At 53.6% G+C, this 26157-nt stretch carries 15 protein-coding genes; 13 read left to right on the top strand and 2 right to left on the bottom strand.

Translation table 11 applies throughout. From position 1 onward, the window contains the following. Positions 1-384: 384 nt before the first annotated feature. Positions 385-1833 carry an APC family permease gene (locus tag PLIM_RS17405; RefSeq protein WP_013111630.1) on the bottom strand — a complete coding sequence of 483 codons (1449 nt, stop codon included), beginning with the start codon at positions 1831-1833 and terminating at the stop codon, positions 385-387. 357 nt (positions 1834-2190) lie between these two features. On the opposite strand from PLIM_RS17405, the gene PLIM_RS17415 reads away from it, so the two are divergent. From PLIM_RS17415 to PLIM_RS17470, 11 genes are all read left to right on the top strand, one after another. Then, the gene (locus PLIM_RS17415) at positions 2191-3402 is read left to right on the top strand and encodes a GspE/PulE family protein (protein ID WP_013111631.1); all 1212 of its coding nucleotides are present in this window, start codon (positions 2191-2193) and stop codon (positions 3400-3402) included. 276 nt (positions 3403-3678) lie between these two features. Then, positions 3679-4767 carry a type II secretion system F family protein gene (locus tag PLIM_RS17420; protein WP_013111632.1) on the top strand — a complete coding sequence of 363 codons (1089 nt, stop codon included), beginning with the start codon at positions 3679-3681 and terminating at the stop codon, positions 4765-4767. A gap of 132 nt (positions 4768-4899) precedes the next feature. Then, on the top strand, positions 4900-6120 hold the full coding sequence (locus tag PLIM_RS17425; RefSeq protein WP_013111633.1) for a type II secretion system F family protein: 1221 nt from the start codon (positions 4900-4902) through the stop codon (positions 6118-6120). 78 nt (positions 6121-6198) lie between these two features. Next, on the top strand, positions 6199-7782 hold the full coding sequence (locus tag PLIM_RS17435; RefSeq protein WP_013111634.1) for a type II secretion system F family protein: 1584 nt from the start codon (positions 6199-6201) through the stop codon (positions 7780-7782). Between the two features lie 80 nt (positions 7783-7862). Then, positions 7863-8474, top strand: coding sequence for a hypothetical protein (locus PLIM_RS17440; protein ID WP_041402111.1), 612 nt, complete (start codon positions 7863-7865; stop codon positions 8472-8474). Positions 8475-8476: 2 nt separating this feature from the next. Beyond that, positions 8477-9313, top strand: a complete 837-nt coding sequence (locus PLIM_RS17445) for a PulJ/GspJ family protein (protein WP_196349471.1) — start codon at positions 8477-8479, stop codon at positions 9311-9313. Next, positions 9310-9777 (top strand): hypothetical protein, encoded by a 468-nt coding sequence (locus PLIM_RS17450; RefSeq protein ID WP_013111637.1) that lies wholly within the window; start codon positions 9310-9312, stop codon positions 9775-9777. The genes PLIM_RS17445 and PLIM_RS17450 overlap by 4 nt, the downstream gene beginning before the upstream one ends. Positions 9778-9959: 182 nt before the next feature. Next, positions 9960-11045, top strand: a complete 1086-nt coding sequence (locus PLIM_RS17455) for a DUF1559 domain-containing protein (protein WP_196349472.1) — start codon at positions 9960-9962, stop codon at positions 11043-11045. A gap of 458 nt (positions 11046-11503) precedes the next feature. Continuing rightward, positions 11504-13291, top strand: a complete 1788-nt coding sequence (locus PLIM_RS17460) for a DUF3352 domain-containing protein (RefSeq protein ID WP_196349473.1) — start codon at positions 11504-11506, stop codon at positions 13289-13291. Between the two features lie 253 nt (positions 13292-13544). Further along, positions 13545-15368 carry an ArnT family glycosyltransferase gene (locus PLIM_RS17465; RefSeq protein ID WP_013111641.1) on the top strand — a complete coding sequence of 608 codons (1824 nt, stop codon included), beginning with the start codon at positions 13545-13547 and terminating at the stop codon, positions 15366-15368. Between the two features lie 154 nt (positions 15369-15522). Then, positions 15523-17097 carry a sulfatase family protein gene (locus PLIM_RS17470; protein ID WP_013111642.1) on the top strand — a complete coding sequence of 525 codons (1575 nt, stop codon included), beginning with the start codon at positions 15523-15525 and terminating at the stop codon, positions 17095-17097. Positions 17098-17251: 154 nt separating this feature from the next. On the opposite strand, the gene PLIM_RS23175 is transcribed toward PLIM_RS17470, so the two are convergent. Then, positions 17252-19912, bottom strand: coding sequence for a carboxylesterase family protein (locus tag PLIM_RS23175; protein WP_013111643.1), 2661 nt, complete (start codon positions 19910-19912; stop codon positions 17252-17254). A gap of 955 nt (positions 19913-20867) precedes the next feature. On the opposite strand from PLIM_RS23175, the gene PLIM_RS23180 reads away from it, so the two are divergent. After that, complete coding sequence (locus PLIM_RS23180; RefSeq protein WP_013111644.1) at positions 20868-24989, top strand: serine/threonine-protein kinase; 4122 nt, start codon at positions 20868-20870, stop codon at positions 24987-24989. A gap of 210 nt (positions 24990-25199) precedes the next feature. After that, positions 25200-26153, top strand: a complete 954-nt coding sequence (locus PLIM_RS17490; protein ID WP_013111645.1) for a DUF1559 family PulG-like putative transporter — start codon at positions 25200-25202, stop codon at positions 26151-26153. Positions 26154-26157 lie beyond the last annotated feature (4 nt).

A 26157-nucleotide genomic window follows, 5' to 3' on the forward strand; every position in this document is an offset into this window, starting at 1 on the left:
GACTGTGTGACTGGGGTCAAACGTCCTCGTTTGCCCCCAGGCCATTGGACTCTGATGGTTTTTGACGAACAGCGTGAAACGTCAAGGATTCATGTGTCGGATGCATTTGCGACGGGGAACTCGATTGACCAGGGGGCGGATGAAGACATCCGACCCCTGCCACCCGGGCAAGAACCGCCTCTTCCGCTGTCATTTGTGTTTTGAGGTCTCTAAGGTCATACCACCCATGGTTAGGCAAAAAGAAGCGTGAAACAGACACCTCAAGCACGGAATGCTGTGAAGTTGTCGTCGATGTTCCGTTGGTATTGATCCATCAGTCGATAGTAGCCAGCCGATTTGAATTCAGTGGACAGCGCAAAAGCTGGTGAGGTTCACCAGGTCTTTTCATGAGGGAATATTTGTGGTTTCTTCTGTGGAGTGATAGCCACTGAAAATGGAGAGAATCAGTCCCAATGCAACGGCAGGAAGGACAATCAGCAGCAGTCGATCGGCATAACTGACAGCCAGATGATGCATGGCCATGCAGACCGCGACGAAGAGGATCGGCACAATCGGGTAGCCAGGCACTTTGAAGGGACGTTCGCGGTGCGGATCGACTTGCCGGAGGATCAGGACACTCAGACCCGTCAGGCCCAGAAACAGCCAGAAAAGTGGGGCCGACATGGCGAATAGCGTCGAAAAACCACTGTCAAAGTTGCTCCAGGTGATCGTGGGAAGATAAGCCATTTCAAGGAGTTGATTGAGTGCTTCCTGACCGGTTTTCGTGCCGAAGAGCAGAATCAGCCCACTGCTGACGATCCCCTGCACAATCAACGAGATATAGGGCGATTGCCGGTGTCGTGAAAGCCAACCCAGCGGCGCGAGTAGCCGATGTTCCTGACCAACCGCCTGATGGACACGTGCGACGGCCAGAATCAAGCTGTTCAATCCACTGAAGGCGGAGATCGCCACAACGACATGCATGGCCCGGGCGGCGTAATCCCCCAGCATCAGTCGAAAGAGATCACTGGGTGGTGTTTTGGATGCGGCCAAACCAGCGGCCCCCAGCCCTCGTAAATAAGCCAGATTGATTAACAGGTAGAGGATTGCTACCAGCCCCAGCCCAATCCACAACGCGCGAGGAATGTTCTTCCCCGGGTGATGAATTTCGGCTGCCACAAAGCCCGCATCGTTCCAGCCACCATAGGCGTACATCACCAGCAGCAGGGCGACTCCCAGATTGGGAATCTCACTGATGACGACCGGCTGGCTGAATCCCGGATCGGCACTGCCGAAACAAAGACCTGCGACAATCAAGGCACTCAGCCCAAGGATTTTGAGCGAGACCAGAATCCATTGCACCAGAGCACCGGCCTGAATCCCGATGAGGTTGATCACCGTCAAGAGGGCGACTGCCAGCATGGCACCCCAGGCGACTTGAGAAGCAGCCGGGGTGGTAGCGAGATCCGTTAAGAACATTCGATTGGCGAACTCGGAGAAAATCCACGCCAGAGCCCCAATGCTGCCCGTCTGCACGACGGTGAGCTGCAACCAGCCAAACAGAAAACCTGCGACAGGCCCATAGGCGCGTGTGAGATACCAGTATTCGCCCCCTGTTCGCGGATAAGTGGTGGCCAGCTCGGCATAACAGAAAGCGCCCATCAGTGAGATGAGTGCGCCGGCAACCCACAGGCCCATCATCATGAGAGGGCTGCCACTCAAAAAGAGAACTGTGGGCGAGGTGAAGTAAATCGCACTGCCAATCACAATCGCCACGATGAGATTGACACCATCCGCCAGTGAAAGATGCGTTCGTGAAGGTGTTGTTTCTGGCTCCTGTGTGGTGTGCGTCACTCTGTTCCTTCGCCTGAAGTCTGAGTTCTCAGATTCGTATCGTTGCAGTCTTCGTATCGTTGCAGTCCATCGGCCGCCTCTGAGTTTAGCGTCGTCTCAATCTGAGGAAACCGTCCAGAGGGACGACCAATTGCCAGACTTTGCTGGAATTCTGCAGAACATGCTCGCTGAAAACCACATTTCCTGCCACCCGGAAGAAGGGAGGGGTGTTATTGAACGAAGAACGAAAAAATTCATTTTGGCAATAATGATGAGTTTTGGAGGGATTGGTAAACAATTTTGATTTCTGCAGAGATCTCTAGAGAGTTGGGCCGTAGTCTTTGCGTGTGATGCGTTGAACCGTTGCTGGGTATGTGCATGTCGATTTCTCTCCATCCATTAACCAAAAACGATTTGAAGATTGATGGCTCGTTGGCTCGATGTCAGTTGCCGTGGGAGAACCTGAATCTGCAGGACGCTGACTTTGCTGTGCGGGCCGTCGAACAATTGCTTCGCCTGGCGATTGATGAGCGTGCGAGTGATGTGCACCTGGTTCCCTCCCCTGCAGGATTGCAGATTGCCTTCCGGCAAGATGGTTTGCTGGAGCCGATGGGGAGCTTTCCACCTGAGGTTTCGCCACTGATCATCAATCGCATCAAAGTTCTGGCTCAACTGCTGACTTATCGGACGGATCTGCCTCAGGAAGGCCGCCTCAGGCTTCCCGAGTTTCCGGGGGAATTGCGGGCGAGTACTTTCCCGACCATTCATGGCGAAAAGGTAGTGGTGCGCCTCTTTATTGGTTCCGGGCAGTATCGAGTGCTGGATGAGCTGGGCTATACACCTCAGGTGCAACTCGGATTGGAGCAGGCATTATTGCAGACCAGCGGGATGCTGCTGTTGACCGGGCCAGCCGGGAGTGGAAAAACGACGAGCGCTTATGCCTGTTTGAGGTGGCTGCAAGCCTATCGGAAAGGGCAATGCAGTCTGGTCTCGCTGGAGGATCCCGTCGAAGCGTTTCTTCCGGGAGTTTCGCAGACACAGGTTCGCAGGGGCACGGAATTCAATTATGCCCTCGGATTAAGGTCACTTTTACGGCAAGATCCCGATGTGATTTTTGTGGGGGAAATTCGCGATGCCGAGACGGCACAGACGGCCTTTCAGGCCTCACTGGCGGGTCATCTGGTGATTTCCACGTTTCATGCGGGCTCAGCCGGAGATGCGATTTGCCGGCTGACAGATCTGGGAGTTGAACCTTTTCTCCTCCGCACCGGCTTGATTGCCGTGCTGTGCCAGCGACTCGTCAAACGACTGGTCAAAGATCGAGAGACTCCCTTATCAACCCGGCGATATGAGGGGCGTTTTGTCGCTGCGGAACTGATGGAGCCGGAATTGCATCACCTGGCTCGACCCATTATGCGCAAAGTGAATGGCAAGCGTCTTGAGGAACTGGCAGCCCGGCATGGTTTCGTTCCCTTACGGGAGGCGCTCGAAGAGGCTGTCCGTACCGGGAAGACCGACTTGCCCGAAGTTTATCGAATTCTCGGGACTCGACCAGTGGAAGAACGCCGGGATGTTGCTGAGGAATTATAGATTCAGATCATGGATATGTAATCGCATTGATGGTATCAACTCTCAATATTGATAAGATAAACACATCATACGGATTCCAATAAACAACGGCGGCGGGTGGCAGGGGTTGAGTCTTCGAACCCCCAGCGATTGTCGGCACGAACTGGGGGTTCGCGAAGACGTTTGGCGCCAGCCACCCCATGCCAAGGAGCGCAGTCGAACACTGCCATCTGTATAAGTTAAACATACATATTTTATTGATATACCGTGACCCATTAGAAAATCTGCGGGCGCATCATGTCTGCCACACCGGCTGTTGTTATCTCTTCTGCGGCACTCAGGGCTCTGAATCAAGAACTGGCCCTATTGATTCGGGCAGGAATTCCTTTAGAAATCGGGTTTCAGCAACTGGGGCGAGGTTCATCGAGTGATCTGGCCCGCCTCGCAGAACGCATTGGCGAGCGATTGCAGCAGGGACAGGCCCTCGATCTCGCGATTGCTTCAGAAAACACGCCGGAAGCTCGGCTCTACGCCACGATTGTCCAACTCGGGATTCGCAGTGGTCGGCTTCCGGAAATGCTCGAATCGATGGCACATCTGGGTGATCAGATGTCAGCCGTTCGTGAAGAGTTTCACAGAGTCGCGATCTACCCGACAATCGTTGTCGTGTTGACGTATCTGTTAATCTGCGGACTGGCAATCTGGTTTATACCCCGCTGGCTCCTGACGTTGGAGATGTTTCGTATTCAGGGGGGCTGGATCGAGGTCGCTTTGCGCCTGATCCATGATTACGCCAGTTACTGGATGCCTGCGATACCGATCCTGGCGATGATTGTCCTCTGGGCTGCGGGAAGGACATCGATTGTCCGGGCAGGTCTATTGGAGACGAGAGCCAGTGTCTGGCCTGGTTTGCAGGTGGTGAGTGGCGCACTGTCATGGCTGATCGGTCTTCCGGATGCAGTGCGGTGGGTGCAATGGCTGCATATCTGCGGCCTGCTGACGAAAGAAGGCTTGCCCATAGAAGAATGTTTAAAATCATCGAATTATCTGTTGGGAACGGGGCGTATGCAGCAAGATTCGCGGGAAGCGTTGCAGGCCATTTCCGCCGGTATCAGCCCGGAGGCAGCGTTGTTGCGAATTCGTGATCTGCCCCCCTTTGTGGCCGATGCCATTGAGATTGGCGTGCGTACCAATTCGCTCCCAGTGGCTCTGGAGCTGTCGACCGGTGTGATGTTTCGTCAGTTGCAGTCCCGCCTCGAATGGTTATCGGGATTGATTCCGCTGGTGTTAACCTTGCTGATCGGGGGAGGTTGTGGAGTGCTTTATGTCGTCGCGGTCTTCGGGCCACTCATGGTCTTCTGGTCAGGGTTATCGCTCCAATCGTGACAAGGAAATCCAGTGTCATCAATAAAAAAGCCAAGTATGTAGTAGACAGACATGTATGCAGATGCCCATCGAACGTTGAGTCAATAATTATCATCGGCGATCTCGCGGGTGGGGTTTTACAGAGGATGTGAGATGCCTGAATATCTCTATCAAGCGATCAAGGCGAGCGATCCTTCGCCTGGAGCATTGTCGAGAACGGCAACACGCGAAATCATCCGCGGGAGGATGAAAGCGGCCAGCGACAATCTGCTGGGGGAATTGCTGCGTGAAGAGGGATTGGAGCTGATCAGTTTTGAGCGCGCCGATCGCCTGGAGTCGTTCGGGCTCGCAGTACTTCCGATTTTCCCTGAAGTCACGACCGATCATCCGGCACAGACGGAGATCCCGCCGGAACTCTGTTTACGCCTGCTGGCAGAAGAAAGCCCGTCCCGCAAAGACCGCAAAAAACTGCTGCATGCCTGGAAACGTTATCGACATGATCAGGATCTCGCGGCCACGATTCAGTTTGCCGGTACGGCATTACCAGCCGATCTGGGAGTCTACCTTAACTATTTACAAGATGGTCGTCTGACAACGGCCCTCTTACGCGAATTGATGCTGGCACGGGCCAGAGAAAAACTGTTTCGCCAGCGGATTTTCTTTCAGATTGGAACCCCGTTTTTATGGTATATCGTCACCGTCATGATTCTGGTGGCTGCAGGGACAATTATTGTTCCTCGATTCAAAATGATGTTTGATGATTTCGGAACTCGCCTCCCGATATTTACCAGCCTGGTGATCGGATTTTATGATTTTCTGGCTGGCTATTCGCTGATACTGCTTTTCCTGGTCGCACTGGCAATCGGCAGTTGCGTGATCCTGACGCGATTCACAACCTTCGGGCGTTTATACCGCCGGTTGATGATCTATGTTCCTCTAATAGGCCGCCCGATATATCATTTAAAGTCAGCGACCTATACAGAAGTCTTCAGCCTGACTTTGCCCTGGTCATTACCGCTCCCCGTGGTGGCCCGGCTTGCGGCTTTGATCGCCGAAGAGCCGCTTTTTGAAGAGTCGACCGAAGAGTGGATTGAACAGATGGAACAGGGAAAAGCTCCTCAGGATGCGTTTGGTGAAAAGACCTTTCTTCCCGCTTCAATTGCCAGTTTATTCCGCCTGAAGACTTCGCCTCATGGTTTGCAGGATGCCTGTAAGTTATTAGCAGCCTCGTTTGTCATCCGGGCCATTGCCCATGTAAAGATCGGCGTCTTCTGTATGCCTCAATTGATGGTACTGACTTGCGTACTGACCGTCGGGATTGTGTTGTTCGCCATGTTTTCACCATTGTTTATGCTGCTGAACGATTTGTCATAATGCAACGTCTGTTAAGGCTTTCGGGCAGGATTTTACTGAGGAGGTCGTCGTGAGTACTGAGGTTGTGGATCAATCATTATGGACCTGATCAGCTTTTCGACGGGACTGAGTCCTCGAAATCTGTTTGAGCTGCTAGCGATGTTGGTATTACTCAACGTGCCGCTATTACTCATTTCTTTTTTAATGATAGCCGGTTTACGTCTCCCTGCGGCAGGCAGATCATTAACGATCCAGGGATCCCATTGGCCAATCATTAACTCAATCCTGTTGTTTGCAGGGAGTGCGATTGTCTTTATCTTGGGAATGCTGGCTTTCATGACTCCCTGGATGCTGGTCGATGTCTGGCTTCTCCTCAAGTTGTTGCTGGCGGTATTTTTATCGATTCCGGGGATCGCCATCGGGATTATTGGCTGGCGTGCCGCCTATATCCGCTGGAACGTCGAGCGGGATCCTGCCCTGCGCTACGATTTACTCCACCACCGCACTCTGAAAAGTGCCCGGCTCAAGTTGCGATTTTTGGCGGTCAATCAAATCTGTCTGCTGGTGATCTGCCTGAGTATCGTTCCCGTGCTGGGTCTGGGGGCGTTTATGTTCTGGATTCTGCTGATGACCGTTTTGATGGGTGTCATCACCTGGTATGGATTCCAGAATCGGGTGGAACAACTGGGCACTCGCTGGGCACTGGTCAGCGTGTTCAGCGGTGGGCAGGATGTGCGCGATGAACTTGTGGGCTGGGATGATTTCCCTTCACGGGGAGTCCGTCGGCAGATGAGTGCGATCTCGAGAGATATGGATTACGGGATTGAATGGGTGCCTGCGTTGGCGGCCAGTACAGAGATTCTCGACTCGCCAGATACGTTTCTCGCAGCGAATGCTTCGCCTCAGGCCTTAGCCAAGTCGCTCCGGCAGGATGTGCAGCAGAGTCTCAATGAATTCCAGAGTGAATTGCGACAATCGTCTCATAAGCTTTATGAAATTTTTCTGATGACGCTCCTGGTGGCTGCGGGAGTTTATGGATTTATTGGTGTATTTATCATTCCGAAGATACTCAGGATCTTTAACGACTTTGATATCGAGACCCCGTGGTCATTGCAGATGTTGATCTCTGTGAAAGGTCACATCCTCTTGTTCGCGGGTGCTATGGTTTCGTCGTTACTGGCGACAATCCTTGTCCTGGGGATTCTGCATCGCGGTTTTACCGGCGAGCAACCGTGGGTGCTGGGCGTGTTTGGGCAGATCTTTTATCAACTGAAGCGGCCATTAATTTTGCGGGGTTTGGCTGCGACGATTCAGGGTGGACGAAGTATTGAAGATGACCTTGATCGTCTGGCCGATGTCGAGGTTTCTACGCGATTGGCGAATCGATTGCGAATGGTGGCACAGGCGATCCGCCAGGGATATGACTGGCCCGTGGCACTGGTTAAGTATCGATTTCTGAAAAGTCATGAGTTACCGCTGATATTGACGGCACGGGAAGCTGGGCAGGTGGCATTTACATTGCGGGAAATCGCCGAGATGCAATTGCGTCAACAAAGTCGCATCTGGAATTGGTATGCGGAGTTTGTCGGTCCAATCTTTGTGATCATGATTGGTGTGTGTGGACTGTTTCTCGGTTACGGAATTATGAGCAGCTTAACGACGATGATGAGCAGCCTGTCATGAATCAACAACTCATAAAAAACTACGACGGGGAGTCGCGAATTCATGGTTCGCTTCATTGCCATAGCGCAGGTCAGTCAGTGATGGTTTCTCGAAACCTTGATCGAGGAGCGAGAGCGGGTCTGTTTCTGCAGGATCTGTTCATCGCGATCATCTTATTCAGTGTGATGGTGGGCTGCCTCGTGCCGATGTTTTCGTTTGTCGCCCGTTCGCGGCGGCTGGCGTATCAGGAACAGCTCGCCTGTCAGATCGCAGCGAATTGTCTCGATGACATCATCGCTGCCTCAGTAAAAGATCGCGATGCCGTGTATGAAGTATTGGAAAAAGGGTGTTATCTGGAGGAATTGCCGGCTCAGTTTCTCCAACCTGAGGCCGGATTGAGTGACTCGTTTCGCGAGCGGCTGCTCGCCAGTCTTCTTGCTGGCGAAAGATTGCCAGTCGCAAAGCTGCAGTTGACCCGGAGTCCGGGTCAGTTCCAGTGGCAGCACGATGCTCAGGTGGCTCCATTCGATGCAGGGCCACTTGAACAATGGGAGGTCGCGATTGACTGGCAGATCACACAAGGTGCAAAAACTTCGCACGAGAGGCATGCTCCACTCAGACTGAGTGGCTGGATTCCGGCCACATCGGCAGAGATGAAATCTCAGCCACCAGCCACTGCCAGCAAGGAGTTTGTTGAGGAGGGTGTTCAATGAGCATGCTGAAGATAACTCTTTTGCAGCAGCGGAAAGTGACTGGCAAGCTGGTGTGTGCCGATGTAGCAGTGAGTCGTACGCGAACTTCGCCCCGGCGTGGGCATTCCTTGATTGAGATGCTGGTGGCGATCTCGGTGATCGGGATGATTATTCCACTCGTCTTCACGATGATGGTGACGATGTTGCAGGCCCAGGCAGGGCAGGCAGATCGCATGATGAGCATGATCAGCCTGCGTCGGCTGGCGACAGATTTCCGGCGGGATGTCTGGAGTGCCTCACAAGTCAAGATCTCGGCTGAAGCCAAGACCCTTCAGCTCCAGACTCCGGCCATCACTCATCCCGAAATGACGCGAAAAGCCGATCTCCCCATTACCTACCGCATTGAACAACGGCCCCATGAGCTTGTGGTTCATCGAGAAGTTTCAGGAAGCCAGACGGATGATAACTCGCCCGCTGATGCTCGCGGTACGGCAACTTCTGATCGCTATATTTTTCCCTATGCGACTGCGGAATGGATTGTTTCTGATGTAAAGGTGCGGGCCGGTGAAGGATCTGAATCGGCCTTCGTCAGTCTGGAAATCTCCTTGCCACCTCCTTTAGTCACTACTCGCACGGGATCGAGCGGCAGTGCGGACACTCCGAAATTGTGGAAGACCCGAATCTCCGCGACAGCCGGGCAATCTCAGATGATTCGTGCCCCGATCAAGCGAGAATGGCTGGGTGATCAAACGAAGGTTCACGAGGATGAACTAATTCAGCAGCCAGCCGACGCCACGACTCCCGAGAACCGGGGCCAAAAGGCTCCACCAGCGCAGAATCTTCAGGGAGTCAAGCCATGAAGTCTTTCTCTGAGGGTCAAGTACGAATTGATACGCGGTCGCGACGTGGATCGGCGACGACGTTTGTTGTCGCTGCACTGGTGCTTTTTGGGTTGACATCCACTGCTCTGGTGATTTCAGCCGTAATGTTATTACAGCAGGGTGAAAGTACGCGCCGGACACTCCAGATGGATTATCTTGAGCGGGGAGCCGAAGAGGTACTCAGGCAAAATCCCCAGGGGATGTTCTCTGCGGAGAGCCAGCAGCGAGATGGCGTGATGAGTCAACCACAGCAGGTTCTGGAACTCGCGACCGGACGCGAGCAGGAACGGGCGCGCATTACTTACCGCCTGATCCGGGAGGAGCACCTGACTCCGCAAGAAAAGCCTGAGAGCCAACTTTGTGAAATCCAGGTTGAACTCATGATTCGTGAGAAAAAGATTGTTTCGCGGCGATCTTACTTATGGTTATCACCGAATCAGTGATTTGCGAATCGATTGACATTTAAAAAACAGATCAACATTCAATAATAGTTTACAGATCAAGGTCGTCTCTCATGATCAGATTATGGATGCAGTCAATGATTACCAGGCATAAGTTGACGAAGGCATGCTTGCCCGGGGCTGCACGCATGGCACACAGAGGACTCTTATTTTTTAGAACGCCCGTGACAGCTCGGCAGAGGCAGATTATCCGCACGGGATTTACCTTGATTGAGTTACTGGTGGTGATTGCGATTATCGCCATACTCATTGCGTTGCTGTTGCCGGCAGTGCAGCAGGCTCGTGAGGCGGCTCGAAGAACTCAATGTCGTAATAATCTTCAGCAACTGGTGCTGGCGATCCACAACTATATGGCGGCACATGAAGTTTTGCCGCCCGGGAGTCAGAATGCGACAGGGCCGGTGCATAACCTGCCAGATGGCTATCACATGGGCTGGATGACACAGATTCTGCCCTATATTGAGCAACCAGCAGCTTTTCGACACATTGACTTTACCAGCTCAGTCTATTCACAAGCCAACCAGCCAGTGCGGGGGAGAGCGTTCAGCGTGATGCAGTGCCCCAGTTCTGTAAATACATTTTCTGACGAAAGCCTGCCGCAAAGCTGGGGGGGGAGTACATCGTATGCGGGAGTGCATCACCCTGTCGGGGCGTATGTCAACTCCGGTCAATTGGGAGTTTTCTTTTTAAATAGTTCAGTCCGCTATGAAGAAATTGAAGACGGGAGTTCGAATACGTTGTTTCTGGGTGAGTATGAAGACCCGCGTGATTATGGCCCTGGGACTCTCTTGGTCAATTTGAGTTGGATGTCGGGGACTCGGGCTTCACTAAGGAATGGTGGTTTGAGAATCAATGAGTGGAGATCACAAATATCGAATCAGTTCCAGGGGCCGATGAATCCACTGGGAGGCGAAGAGAATGCCGGTGAAATGCTTCCGGGCTGGATCGACGAAACGACCAGCGAAGAGACCCCCGACGAGGCAACGAGCGATCCTGTGGCTCAACCCGGGGAATCGGCCGGTGAACCCGAGAAGACATTGACACCTGAGGAGATTACACAGGCTCAAATCGACAGAATTGTGGCCAAGATAGGGCCTGCAACCGGTGGTTTTTCGAGTCTTCACACCGGGGGTTGTCATTTTGCCCTAGGTGACGGGAGTGTGCGGTTCTTAAGCGAAAACATCGATATGAAGACGTTTCGCATGTTGATGGATCGCCAGGACGGGCGGTTGTTGCCGAGTGACTTCTGATCGAAGTTGGGAAGCTGACTTCATGGGGCGCGAGTGGAATTCTCAACACCCACCCGGACATCGGATAAGCACGTTCCGATGGATGTCATTCAGCCGGTTTCGCTACTGGAAGAGTCCTCTGTTGCTGAACCAGCTTGAGATTGTATTTCATGAAACCGAAGCTGAGTCTTATGGGTAAACAGAAATTGTGGCATGCATGATCGAGTTGATCACGCGAAATCGAGAGTTGTTGGAGTGTGTGGACGAAATGTGAACAAACCGAGAGATTTTGCGACGATCGATTGTCTCAACAATTTCTCAATTGTGTTCACATTCTGAACACGCCATGCTACTGGTGATTTCGCTGATGGGGACACAGAGCTTCCAGCAGAGTTTTCTCTGGGCAGCGGATGTTTGCCATCATGCAGCAAATGGTTTGAATTCCACACGATTCCTGAAGATTCGAAAGAATGGGTTTCATGAGACAACTGTTCTGGATGTCTGCACTTAGCCTGATGCTGGCTGCCACGGGTTTCTGGAGTGTTCCTGAGGCCATGGCCCAGGGGACAGCAACCAAAGGGACAGCGACCAAAGGTGCTGCCGCCGCTGCAGCCGAAGAAGAGGATGATTATCTGGCCGCCGAGTTTCTCGTGCCGCCCCAGACATCATTTTTCGTGGCCTTTCCTGATGTTCCCGGCCTGGTCGAAGGTGTTAAGGCTTCGACCTTTGGCAAGCTGCTGGCGGATCCTGATTTTCAGCCATTTCTGAACGATGTGAAGGCCAAAATTGAAGAAGGTTCGAGCAAGCTGAAGGAAGAATTGGGACTGACGCTGGAAGAGCTTCTTTCAGTCCCTCAAGGTCAGGTGGCGATTGCCGTATTTCCCACGGAAAGTGGTGAAATCTCGGGGATTTTGATGGCGGATTATGGTGACTCGGAAGAGACCATCAAGACGCTCATCGGCAAGATGGAAGCGGCCCTCAAAGAAGAAGGTGCCGAGATTTCTGCCGAGAAGATGGATGATGTCAGCGTGACGATTGTCACTTTGCCAGAAGAGAAAGTGGCAGACAGCCCTGTGAAGCAGTTGGCATACTTCCTCAGCGAAGGAACCTTTGTGTTCGCCACTTCGAAGGATGCCGCTGCGGCCATTCTGGATCGCTGGGATGGTGAGAACGAAGACGTGTTTGCGAAGAACGAAGCCTTCACTCTGGTGATGGATAAGGTCGGTCGCAAGGATGACAGCATTGAGCCCGACTTCAAGTGGTTCGTGAATCCCGTTCTGCTGACCGAGCAGATTGCTACCGCTGTTCAGGAACAGCAGCCACAGGCTCAGTCAGTCATTGGTATGCTCCCAGTGCTGGGGCTCGACAAGCTCAAGGGTGTGGGCGGTTCGATGATTATCGACGAAGACGACTTCGATTCGATCGTCAAGACTTATGTCCATGTGGAACAGCCAACCTCCGGCGTGATCAACTTCTTCAAGTTCCCTGCGATTGCGATGACACCTCCCAAGTGGGTCGGTGCCAATGCCGCGATGTACACCGGTCTGAACTGGGATTTCCAGGCAGCGTATGCTGCTGGCGAAGCCTTGTATGACTCATTTGCTGGTGGTGGTGCCTGCGCCCGTTTTATGGATTCGGTGGCCCAGCAGCCACCGAATATCCACCTGAAGAAGGATGTGATTGATCTTCTGAGTGGAAAGTTGCACTTCACTTCCACAGGAACCGGGATCTCGGAAGAGAATCCTGTTGGTGACCTGACGCTGGCAATCGAAGTCAAAGATACCAGTGCGGCGTCCAAGCTGATTGCGAAGCTGCTCGATCTGGGACTGGCCCCACACGAAACCCGTGATTTCGAAGGTCAGAAGATTTACGAATTCGAAACTCCTCAGGAAGGCATCACTCCCGCTCTGGCAGTCACTGCGAACGCGATTGTGATCACAGCCGACGTCAAAGTGATCGAAGGGATTGTTCGCGGGACGCGCACTCCTTTGTCGACCTCGCCAACTTACAGCAAGCTCTCGAAGTTCTTCCCGGCGAAAGTCTCGGCGATCACCTTCCAGAAGGGTGATGCACAGCTCAAGACGATTTACGAGCAACTCCGAGCCGGTGAAGGGATTGCTGCTGAAGCGGAAGGGCTCGACTTCAAGAAGTTGCCACCTTTCGAAAAACTGGCCAAGTATCTGCGATCTTCCGCAGGTTACTCGACCAACGACGACAGTGGCTCACTGAGCGTGCAATTCACTCTCAAGGAAGCAGATCCCAAGTAGTTCAGACTGAGTTCTGCTTACCACGCGGATGGTAAGTACTCTCCAAGCCCTCTGTCAGGTAATGGCAGAGGGCTTTTTTGTTAGGTAAGCTCTCTCAAGGGGAGCTGGAATTCATGGTTCACCTAACAGGACATGCGCATGGCGCGGCTTCCTTTCATCGTACAAAGTACGATGGCACCAGGTTATGTGTCATGGACAGCATGAAGCTCACGGGATGGCGTGTGCGATAACGACTGATTGAGTGGCGAGACCTGTGAATCCGCGTCAAGAGAGCAAGCCTGCAAAACGCCCCGTCCGCTCAGCGGGCGACAAACCAGCACCCGGTATGTTGTCGAAGCTGGCACAGCTCACGCCGGCTTTCTGGCTGGTGATTGGCCTCGCCACAGTGATTCGATGCTGGGGAATATGGAATCAAAGCGTCGAACACTTTGATGAAGGAGTTTACGCTTCGAACATCTGGTTCGGGCCTGACCAGGGTTACGAATATCCGGCCCGGTTTTTCTATGCGCCCCCACTCTGGCCATTGGTGCTCGAATGGACACAACTGATCGGTGCCATGCTGGGCCTTGGGCATCCCGGTTGGTTGGTCATGCTGCCGGGCATTCTTTGCGGTATTGCCCTGTGTGGAGTGATTTACTCTTTTGGCAAAGAGTTTTTCTGTGAGCAAGTGGGTTTGATCGCGGGATTGATGGCCGCCTGTTCGGATCTGCTGGCAAGTTACTCACGCACAGGTTTGACCGATATTCCCGTGACTCTCTGCATGTTGCTGGCGGTTCGCGCCATGATCCGCTCGCTCACTACTCCGGCACAGAAAAACTTCCCCTGGGGATCCATCTTCGCTGCGGGAGGCTGGACCGCTCTCGGATGGAGCATCAAATACTCAGGCTGGCTGCCACTGGCGATTCTCCTGGCGGCTGAGTTTGCCGGCTGGATCCTCAAATGCCATGTCCTGCCGGCTGCGCGGGTGCAGAAGATGACCGTCAGCATTTGTGCGATTGCCGTCGTGCTGTGGCTCCCTGTGCTCTGGGGACTGCAAGCCACTGGTGGATATGCAGCCGTCTCGGCCAATCATGCCCAATATGTGACGGGTCTGGGGCAGTGGTTCACGCAATTCCAGAATCAATGGGAGACGATTCGGCACTACTCGACCTACTTCTCGCTGGCTCTGTTGGCATCGTGCATTGTCGCTGCGGGTTATCTTCGAGTTGGCGGGCTCACAATCTTACACTGCAACTGGTTATTACTTTTTTGCGTGTTGGCCTTGGGAACAGGTGATCTCACCATCTGGATGATTGGCGGCTTCATCGGTGCTTACTGGGGACTGATGCAGCCGAAGTTTGCGGCAGTGGAATCAGAAATCCCCGAAATTCGCATGACACAAGCCGTCGCACCCATCGAAGTTACGAGGATCGCCGTCTTGTTTTTACTGACCTGGATGACCGGGTTATTGCTCTCGATCCCGATGTATCGATCCTATCCACGACTGCTGACACCGATCTTGCCACCAGCGTTTCTCCTGTTTTCGTACGGGTACCATCGCTACATCGCCACGAGAACCAATATTTATCTGAATCAAGGAGTGCTGATTGGGAAGATGCTCTCTCGCGCTAAGCAGCTTCTGGTCCTGGCACCCCTGCTCCTGCTGGGAAGCTTTTCACCACTTTTGAAGAAGCAAGAGTTTCCGTTCCATGCGTGGCAGGATCGGACTGCGATGCTGGAAACAAGTCGCACATTCCTGCAGACGGTTCGCAGGCAGACACCTTCCGGCAAGCCAGCGATCATTTACGTCTACGGTGAGCCCGCCATTTTCTGGCAATTGCGAGCGCAAGGATTTGTACTCACAGGCCCGGTGCAGGATTTAAGATTTATTGAACGCGACTCACCGGCTGAGGTCTGGCTGGTCGTGGGGCCGCACGCCCGAAGAAACTCGCAATTTCTCGAAGCGTGGAAGCAGTCGGGGATGCTGTTCACCAAAGAAAACGAATCATCAGTTCGAGTAAGCGATATTGTGCGGAGAGATGATGAATCAAAGGAAGAAACAGCCCTCTTCGAGCTGTATCGACTCCACCCACCATAATCGAAGCGATCACCGTAGGGTCCGCTGTGCGGACCATATTAGGTATTTTTTTGTTTAATACTCGCCATTGCGTAAATACAGCTCGATATTGAAAAAACATAGGGGCGGTAAACATGGTCCGCACAGCGGACCCTACGGGATTGGAGATACATACATGAGAATTCATCGACTGATTCTGGCGATATTGCTCCTGTTGACTTGCCGGGGTGCTATGGCTGCGGAGCCGGCGCCACCGAATATTCTGTTCGCCATTGCGGATGACTGGGGTTATGGGCATGCGAGTGCTTATGGCTGCCAGTGGGTGAAGACACCCGCTTTTGATCGTGTCGCCCGCGAGGGGTTACTCTTTCAGCAGGCATATACGCCCAATGCCAAGTGCGCACCTTCGAGAGCCTGTATTCTCACCGGCCGAAACTCGTGGCAACTCAAAGAGGCGGCCAACCATTTGTGCTACTTCCCCACGGAGTTCAAAACATGGGGGGAAGCGTTGGCCGAGAAGGGTTGGCATGTGGGCTATACAACCAAAGGCTGGGGGCCTGGCGAAGCGAAAGACGAGACTGGCAAGCCCCGAGCTATGACAGGGCAACCCTTCAACAAGCAGAAGCTCACACCGCCTGCCCAGGGAATTGGGCCTAATGATTATGCCTCGAATTTTGGGGATTTTCTGGCGAGTGCACCTGCTGGTAAGCCATGGTGTTTCTGGTATGGGAGCATTGAGCCCCATCGCGATTATGAGTTTGGTTCGGGGATCAAAAAAGCGGGCAAAAAACTGAGTGAAATCGATCATGTGCCGGGTTATTGGCCCGACAATGAAACGGTTCGCACGGATCTGCTTGATTATGCCTATGAGGTGGAACACTTCGATCAACATCTGGGGCGGATGCTGAAGGCTCTTGAAGAGAAGGGGCTGCTGGAAAATACACTGGTGATCGTCACTTCTGATCACGGCATGCCGTTTCCCAGGTGCAAAGGAGGCGCCTACGAAGCGTCCAATCATGTCCCGCTGGCCATGATGTGGCCCAAAGGAATTCGAGCACCGGGGCGCTCCATCGACGACTTCGTGAGCTTTATTGATCTGGCACCGACCATTCTTGATGTGGCATCAATCCCGTGGAATGAAACCGGGATGGCACCGGCGACCGGTCGATCACTCAGAGACATCTTCGAATCGAAACAATCAGGCCGGGTCGATGCAGCGCGCGATCATGTGCTGATTGGTATGGAGCGGCACGATATCGGTCGCCCGCTCGATGTCGGTTATCCCATTCGTGGCATCATCACGCATGAGTCGCTCTATCTGCACAATTTTGAGCCTGATCGCTGGCCCGCGTGCAATCCGGAAACGGGCTATCTCAATTGTGATGCGGGTGCGACGAAAACGGTCATTCTGGAAGCCCGGCGGAAAGCTGGAAGCGATCCTTACTGGTCACTCTGTTTTGGCAAGCGGCCACGGGAAGAGTTTTATGATCTCCAGCAGGACCGCGATTGCATTCAAAATCTGGCTGATGACCCGACTCTGACAGCTCGCATGGAAGCACTCAAAAACCGTCTCTTTGCCCAGTTGAAGGAGGAGCAGGATCCTCGCATGGATGGCAAGGGTTATCTTTTTGATGAATACCCGCACTCGAACAAAATCCATCGCGGCTTTTACGAACGATTTATCAAGGGCGAGAAGCTGAATACCGGCTGGGTTGATCCCACAGACTATGAGCCAGCACCCCTTGATTGAGTCGTCTTACCTAAAGCCGTTCCTTGGGGAGGTCTGGGGTACCGCCAAACGATGCCACCGACCCAAGAGATCCATGGTACGTGGAGAGTCGATCAGGCATGCTTGCTCCGAACCGCAAGCATGGCACTCAGTCAATCTTCCAAGAAAAGCTGGCTCACTTTTTTGCTTCGTATAACCGGGGAGCACCACCTTCTCTCGGAACGCGGAATTCGGAACGTGAGCCGGGCATCAAGGTGTAGGTTTCGTAGGTCGAGCCCACCAGCCGGCGGTAGGTTAAAGGTGAGGCAATGCGATAGCGGTGTGTCTCACCAGGTTTGAGTGTGTAAGGCCCACCCCAGGCGACACCCAGACCTTTGGTTTCGTATGTAAAGGCTTCCTCGGACTTGTTGGTAATGCGAATGCTGGGGGTTTCGAGAGTCGCTGCCAGTTCTTCGTTCGTGGCCTGAATCTGACTGATCTGGTAACTCGCCTGCCCCAGTTGGACCGGAGGAAGTGCCGAGGCCGCTGCCTCTCCTGTGGAAATCCACTTGGTCCAGGACGAAGAGAGCTGGTCAGCCAGCAACTGATTCTCAATCGTCTGTTCATCCGTTTTGAAGTCGGGTGCATACTTGCCATTCGCAGTGACCTGAGTCTCCGCGGGGTAGACCAGTTGCAGCGTCGTTGTGCCATTCGGCAGGTCCTTCAAAACAACCTGTACTGGCATGGCAATCGACAATTCAAACTCGGCTGTGGGCTTGAAAGCAGCGGTCGCGTCGGTGCGTGTCCCCACTTTCAGTAAAGCCCGGTTGACCTTGAGAACCAGCGGAGCCGAGACCTTTTCTGAGGCTGGCAAGGCTCCCGCCAGATCACTCGCCGTGGCCAGTTGAATCGGTTCCGTCAGAACAAACACAGTGTTCGCTTCCCAACCTGCGGGGAGTTGTCGTAACCCTGGAAGGATTGTCTTCAGGAACTCAGGATCAGCCAGTTTGGCAAACGATGGTTCCGGTGCATCCATCACGTTGACCCGCGAAAGACCGCTGTCGATCGCCAACTGTGTGAGTGGCCCCAGAACCTCTGGAGAAACGGCCACACGCAGATCCAGACCTGGATCGATCTTCTTGACGGATAACTCACCCCCTTTGACAACTTCGGGACGAGCTGGTTTCGCCAAAGGATCCAGCGATGCGGCCTGAAGTGCCATCACCATGGAAACTCCCTGAGCGTCGGTCACAATCTCCTGGGGAATCAATCGCACTTGCGGAGTGCTGGTGGGCAATGGCCAGACGGCTGAGACCAGTGCACTGGCATCACCAAACGCATTGAGATTCAACTGGTTCTCCAGTTGAGCCACAATGGTAGGTGCGGCATTCCGGACTTCGCTTTCAATGCGTCCTTTGCGGCTGTAAAGACCACTCATCAGGTTTTCTCGCACCATCTCCTGCGTCAGACCAAATCCCTGGGCGGAAACATAGCCGGGCTGCGAGATCGACCAGTTATCGGGAGCAATGCTGAAAAAAACATTCAATGTCTGAAATCGCAGGCGTCCATTTTCCAGATAAGGCCGCACATCGACAGTCAGCCACTCGGGTCGGTTGAAGCCCATGTAGATTCCAATAGCGCTGGTCTGGGCGGCATGCCGGGCACCGTTAATGTAAGTTCCACCAATGGTGAGGGTGGCGTTCCGCAGTCCCAGTTGAATCCGCAGTCGTTCGGGAGCAACCCCTTGAACCACGACTCGTTCCAGTCGAGCGCTATAGCTGATATTCGAGAACTGGACGCTGAACTGTCGGCCTGAGGCTGTTGTCGAATCAAAGATATCGGCAATTCGTCCATAGATAACACCGTTGTTACCCACCATTTGTGGTGCCGAAGCTGCGACGCTGTCGAGCACGCGATTGCCTAATCGCACCGCCATGGCACGGGGAATTTCGATAGCCGGTGTAAAGGGACGAGCAGCTTGTGAAGCGGCCAGCTTCGCCTTGGCAGCTGCGGTCGTGGGTTGATAGGCGGGTTTGGCAGCGGGGCTCTTCAGCCACTCAATGACCGAATCATTATTGAAGACTTCGTTCGTCAGATCGTGGCCAGATTCCGGGAACTCGGTGAATGTCACAGATCCGCCATCTGCGGCGAGAGCATCGGCCATGGCTTTGCCACTGGCTAGAGGAACCAGCTTATCTTTGGCACCGTGCAGTGCCCAGACGGGTGTATTTTTCAGCGGGCCGACATCTGCCGGGTTTCCACCGCCGGAAGCGATCAACACACTCTGGAAACGATCCGCATACTTTTCGCCCAACGACCAGGCCCCAAAGCCACCCATTGACCAGCCGGCCAGTGTGATCTTTTTCGGGTCGATAGCAAAGTCTTTAGAAGCTGCATCGAGAATGGCGATGGCGCGTTCGCCGCTGGGTGTTCCGGCCAGCCAGCCACCGGTTAATCGACCGGTTTCATCTTCACTTTGCGGGAAGACCACAATCATCGGGAAGGTCTCTCGTCGGGCCGTTACGGCTGGTCCCAGACCGACAGAGAGTGGCTTCAGACCATCTTTCCCAATCTCACCGGCTCCATGGAGGAAGAGGACAGTCGGGTATCGTTTGGTTGATTCGTAGCCTTTGGGAAGAAAGACCGTGTACTTGTGGGTTCCCAAATCGTCTTTGATTTCGCGTGTGTAGAACTGGCCGCTGGCTGCCAGCCCGGCTGGAACCTGTGCGACTGCCAATTGCTCAATAGTCAGCGGCAGGCCCGGATCAGCCGGGAATGGTTGTGCAAAGGCCTCGCGGCTACCGGAAAAGCCCAGCAGGCTGATTGTCAGACTCAAGGAGATCCAGAGTTGTCTCATGATATCTTTCCTGATGTGCATGTTTTCCGCTGGGTGCATGTTTTCGCTGCGAATCAGAGGTGCCAGTTTTCAGAGTTTTCTAGCTATTCCCACCAGGCTATTCCACCGGGCTAACGATTCGACTGCCGGCCTGGTCAGAAATCATTTCCTGAATTGGCAGAAGAGCATTCTACGGGGAAATACCGATCTCACCTCACAACCTTTACACCACTGAAATTGTTACATTGTTCTCGCAGTGCCACAGATTGATTCAAAAGGATTTTTGGGGCCGCCTGACAGGTTTCTGGCGTTTGGAGCCCGATGCGTAAGATCATAGGCTCCGTCTTCTTTGAGATGTTGCCAAAACACCACACGGCGTCAAAGTCAGCGAATCTTTACAGAATTGCGCAATTATCACAGTCTTGTGTCTGCACGACTGAACAGATTTGTGCAGTTCTCTTGACACTTTACCGGAAAAATCGTCTGTAACGGCTGTTCTCTCACCGAATATCGTCTCGATGACAACTTTTTCAGGAGCAAGTGATCGGGCCATCTCGTGGGATCAGCAACTCCAGTGAGCAGGGCCTGATCAACAAGTCTCTACAGATGCTAATCGCGATGCAGAAAACTGTTCGATCCCATCGTCAAAGACAATCCCTCGAAAATTCATCGATACAGAGTCTTCCCCGGAGCAAAAGTGCCACAAAGGCTGTCAATTCTTCCAGCTCCAGCAACTTCGTGAACCCAGGCGCTTGTATCGGAGTGCGCAGTTTTGGAGACTGATTTGTGGGGAAGTCACTTGTCAGTTTGGTCAATGACTGGCAACGGAAGGCTTCCTCAGACCATGTTTCTGTCGTCCATGCTGAGGTTGTTCCTGTCGATTTGGCCTTCTGTTTCAAAGTGAAAATCTGGTTTCGGGGTTCATTGACTCCCAATAAGCAATGCAGTCCCCTTTTCCGACTCGTCAGGACGAGAAATGCCCGCCGAGAATAGACCGGCATCACCGAAGTCTCCCGAGAGCGCGCCCAAAGATGCGACGCCTGTCTCTATTCCTATTGTCTCTGCCCGCGAACGTTTGGATGCTCTCAAAGAACTCGGCCGCTACAAAATCGAGCGCAAGCTCGGTCAGGGAGGCATGGGAACTGTCTTCTTGGCCAGGGATACGGAACTGAAACGTCTGGCTGCGATCAAGATCCTACCCGAAGACAAAGCCCAGAACCCGATTCTTGTCAAACGCTTCCGTGCCGAAGCCCAGGCAGCGGCTCAACTGCGACACGACAACATTGTGACAGTCTATGACAGTGGTGAGCAGGATGGGTTGCTTTACATTGCCATGGAATATGTCGATGGCCCGGATGTCTTTGACCTGATTCAAAAGCGCGGACGCATTGCTCCCCGCAGATCGTTGGACATCATCCGCCAGACCACACTGGCGCTGCAGCATGCTTACGAAAAGAATATTGTTCATCGAGATATCAAACCCTCGAACCTGATGATCCGGCGGGATGGTGTTGTCAAAATCACCGATCTGGGTCTGGCCCGTTCGATTGATGAAACACTCGAAACAAATATCACGCGTGCCGGTACCACGGTCGGCACGGTCGATTACATGTCTCCCGAGCAAGCCCGCAACAGCAAGCTGGCCGATATCCGCAGTGATATCTATTCACTGGGGTGCACCTGGTATCACATGCTCACAGGGACAGCTCCTTATGCCGAAGGTGCTGTCACCAACAAATTGCATGCACATGCGGTCAAACCCATTCCTGATCCACGCGATATCAATCCCGAGGTTCCTGAAGGTTTTGTCGCGGTTCTGCAGCGGATGATGGCGAAAAAGCCAGCCGACCGATATCAGACGCCTGCTGAACTTCTCAAAGATCTCGATGCCCCTTCACTGAAGCGAGTCAGTGCGGCTGATGAAATTGCCCGCGAAGTGGCGCGAGAACTGGAATCTGATGAAGCTCTGACGCCTGCCAGGGAAAACGTTTCCAGTTCCGGTCGACAAAAACTTGCCACTGCTGGAGGACAATCGTCGTCGGGTGGGTACTCGCGACCCGTTGAACATCGAGAATCCCGAAATGCCGATGGCCGGGAAGAAGGTCATAAGCCCTCGACCTTGCCACCCCGGCGTGCACCGGCTGGGGGCGATCCTTCCACCCCGATTTCTTTTGACTTCCGCAAGCTCGTCATCCCACTGGTGGCGATTGCAGGTGTGGGAGCACTCATCTGGTTCGGAAAGACATTGGCCGATTTTGGCAATGTCTTTGGACTTGGCAGCACACCCGTACCGGCACCCGTACAGGGTTCATTCTTTGAAAACAATGGATCAGAGACGGAAGTCACCACTCCCACTCAGGTGACACCGGCTGAAGCTGCAGCCGGTGCAAACCAGTCTGCGACAGGTACGAATCCATCGACAGGTCAGAATTCCGCTCAAGCTCAACAGGCCGGGGCAAGCAACAACATGTCTCCGGCCACGACGGCTCCGCTCATCGTGCCTGAGCAAGCGAGAATTGCGGAAGTTCCCAAACCCTCGCTGACAGAACTTCCCCGCTGGACACTCGAACCTTTTTCTCAAACCGGTTTGCCAGTGATTACTGTCTCTACCTCGGCAACCGGCCCGGGGACAGCCAAAACCATCACTGAAGCGATCAAACGAATTCCTCCGGCAGGCGCGATCCTGAAGCTCTCCTCGAAAGAGCGTCACGACCTTCCCGCTGGCTTATCCATTCGCACCGAACGGCTGCTGATTACGGGTGATCAAGGCTTTGCCACAATTCATCTGCTCCCCGAATCTGATGCTTCATCCGAGACCTCGGGAAAGAAAAACACCACAGGCGAAGCTGCTCCAGGAAATGGCGTTAAGCCACTCGTCTCTGGCCTGACCATCATTTCTAAACAAGTGCAGTTGGAAAAATTGCACTGGCTGGCGGAGGCGGATGTCTCAACGAGCCTGAATGCACTGGTTCGTGTTGAATCCCCCCGGCTGACAGTCCGTGAATCCTCAATGACGGCCCTCCTCGGATCCAATGCCAATCAAGAGCGTGCGCCGGAGAGTCTGCTCACTGCAGTTGACTGGCAGAACACAGCGAACGGTGCCACGTTCGACCGTGGCGGACAATTGCTGATCGATACGTTGTTCACTCGTGGTGCACAACTGGGGGCAGTCTCCATTTCTGGCGGTGCCAGCCAGAGCGTGCTGAGGCAATCCTTGTTTTTAGGTGGTGCTGTTCCGCTGGTGCGAATGAATCCTGCCGGTTCGAACGGCAGCCCGAATGTCGGCACCAATGGGTCCGAAGTTCGCCGGGCATTGCTTCTCCAGCACGTCACCGCTTTGACGAGTGATTCGATCGTTGAGATTAAGCCACCTGCCGATGGTCAACCTGTTGATGGTTTGTGGCTGGGTCTGTCGGAGAGCGTGTTTGCTGGGATGTCGACAGGTAAGAAGACTTCATCGCTGATTCGAGCGGCTGGTTGGCCGCAGAATCCGAATCGTCAGGCCGATGAATCGCGCCTTGTCGATTTTTCGATTGCCAGCGAACGCAACCTGTGTTGTGGATTATCGAGATTATACGACTCGGGTGAAAGCACAGGGCTGCAGGTGACAGACCCTCTGACCTGGAGAAGATTCTTTGCCACTGATTTTGATGGGCAGGCTCGACCAGAGTTGTGGCCTGGGAATTCACTCCCGGTGAATCCTGCTGAAATCGAAAAATGGTCGCCGGCACTGGTCGATACATCGGCCATCCCAGACGCTCCGCTCTCGAAAATCTCAGCCATACTGGGCTGTGATGTCACTCTTCTTTCGACCCCAGCTTTGACCGATCAGAGTTGGTCAAAAGTTTCGACACCACTGCTCAAACTCAGGCAGCAACTGGACCCTGCAAATCCTAAAGAGACGACCACACTCGATCTTGCCACTTACGGGAACGATCTGGGCCAGCTCCTTTCGCGGTCGGATATACCTCAGAACGGGCATCTGGAAATCACCGGGTTTGGCATCAGGACGATGACCCCTGTCATTCTCAAGAATCGACGGCTGATCCTCACGTTTAACTCTCCGCCGGATAAAGCCCCGCTGGTCATCCAACCCAAACCTGCTGGTGATAAGAAAGGCCTCTTTGAAGTCGAGGGAGGCTCGCTGGAAATTCGTCATGCAGTTCTAAGAGGAGTTGGCGGTGGAAAACCGGCACCCGAGAACTTTTTCGTCAGTCGAGGTGGCACCATCATCTGCCGCCATGTGAAAATCGAAGGCGGGATGACCGAAGACTGGCAACCGAAAGATATCTTCCATTTGACCGGCAGTGGCAAAGGCGAACTCAATCTGGGCTTTGTCGAATCCGTGGCTCAATCTCCCGGTCGATTTGCAGCTTTGCAAGGTGTGCAATCTTCAGCCCTGCTGCTGCAATCTGGCATTGTGAGTGGTGTGGCCAATTTTCATGTGGAGCCGGGTCTTTCGAGTGGTACAGACTGGCATCAGATCGATCTCAGGCATGCGACGTTATTGGCAGGAGAAGGTGTTTTTCGCCTGTTTGGCACCGCAGAGGATTTTCGCTATCCACCGGTCATCACACCGGATGATCAGCGGAAGTCAAAGCCCCAGGGCAGTGTTCGCATCGTGACAGATACCAGTATCCTGGGGAAACTCAGTGGCTTTGGCCGCTCGGGCCAGCCGGCGGCACTGATCGAAGTTCCCGAACTGGCCGATCTCACCCGCTGGGCTGAATGGCATAGTCGTGAAACAGCGATCGGGCCACTCCCTGATCTGCTGATTCGCTCAGCCAGACGACAGATTCCCCTGGAATCCACTGCGTGGCAAAAAGCGTGGACGAACCCCTCGAACACCAATCTGATCATGTCACCCGGGTTCGTGACGTTTGCGAAAAACTGGCCCTCGCAGCCGCGAGAATGGAAAGAGTTGCTCGCCAGCCAATTCCAGCTTTCTGCTGCTGCCAAAGCCGCTAAAGCGGGCGAGGGAGAACTCCCCCTGGGTGTCACGATGGAGGCGCTGGAGGAAATTGGCCCGCTCAAGAAAGGGAAGCCCGCCGCTACCAACACAGAGAAGTCGAATACCAAAACCAATCCCGGTTTTTAGAGTCGATCACCAGCCTCATCCTCGAACAAAAACTTTCCTGAGGAGATAGAGGATGATGAGAATGAAATTCAGATTAGGTTTGTTTTTGATTTACCGCTAAACTTTGACCAGAATTCAGTAGTCCACATGATTTATCAACCGCCATCGACCGTTCGATGCTCTTCAAAAATTCAACAGTCACCAGCTCATCTTCACTGCGGAGAATCTTCTATGAATGGCTCACCCGTTGCGGATCATCCCCTTTTCCCTTCGGCTCTGGCACAACGTGGCCCGTCCCGAAGTCGCAGTGGATTTACTCTCATTGAACTGCTGGTGGTGATCGCCATTATTGCCCTGCTGATCGCCCTGCTATTACCTGCCGTTCAACAGGCACGCGAAGCCGCTCGGCGTACTCAATGCCTGAGTGCTCTGCATAACCTGATTCTGGCCTTCGAGAACTACGAAAGTGCCCATCGTTCCTATCCTTCCGGGTGGCTCGATTCTGGCAATGTGTGTACCGAAGCACTTTCCTTTCCTGAACCTGCTCAAATTCCCCTCGCTGGCAATCAGGTGCTCACTTTGACCAACTGGACCATGCCCGATTTCTGGGCCTGGAATGCTCTGGTCCTGGCACAGCTCGACCAATCGACCATCAATATCAACTTTGGCATCCCCCGGCTCGATTCCAATAATAGTTGCACGCCAGTCGCCCAGAATCTGCAGGCCGCACAGACCAAGATCGATATCTTTATCTGCCCCAGTGCGACATTGCCCAATGCTCGCCCGAACAACTACGGTTACTCCACCTACCGTGGTGCTGCCGGTACCTCGGATTCCAATGGCCCCCGCTACAATGGCATGCTCTATCGCAACAGTGCCGTCGGCAAGCGCGATGTGACAGATGGCCTGGGCCAGACGATTGTCGTTGGCGATTCGCTCTTTGGCTTCTGGTCGGATGGTTACAGCTGCTGCGTTTCTTACCCGGATGGTCAGCAACAATTGTTTGATTTCCATGCCGCCAATGGAACAATCAACCTGTTCTCCTTTGGCAGCAATCATGGCCAGATTGCTAACTTTGCAATGGCCGATGGTTCTGGTAAGTCGATCTCAAAAGCCATCGACAGCACGATCTTCCGCGCTTTGCAGACACGCAATGGCCGCGAGAATGTTGGCGACAACTTCTAACGGC

The sequence above is a fragment of the Planctopirus limnophila DSM 3776 genome (assembly GCF_000092105.1).
In the GTDB taxonomy this organism is placed as follows: domain Bacteria; phylum Planctomycetota; class Planctomycetia; order Planctomycetales; family Planctomycetaceae; genus Planctopirus; species Planctopirus limnophila.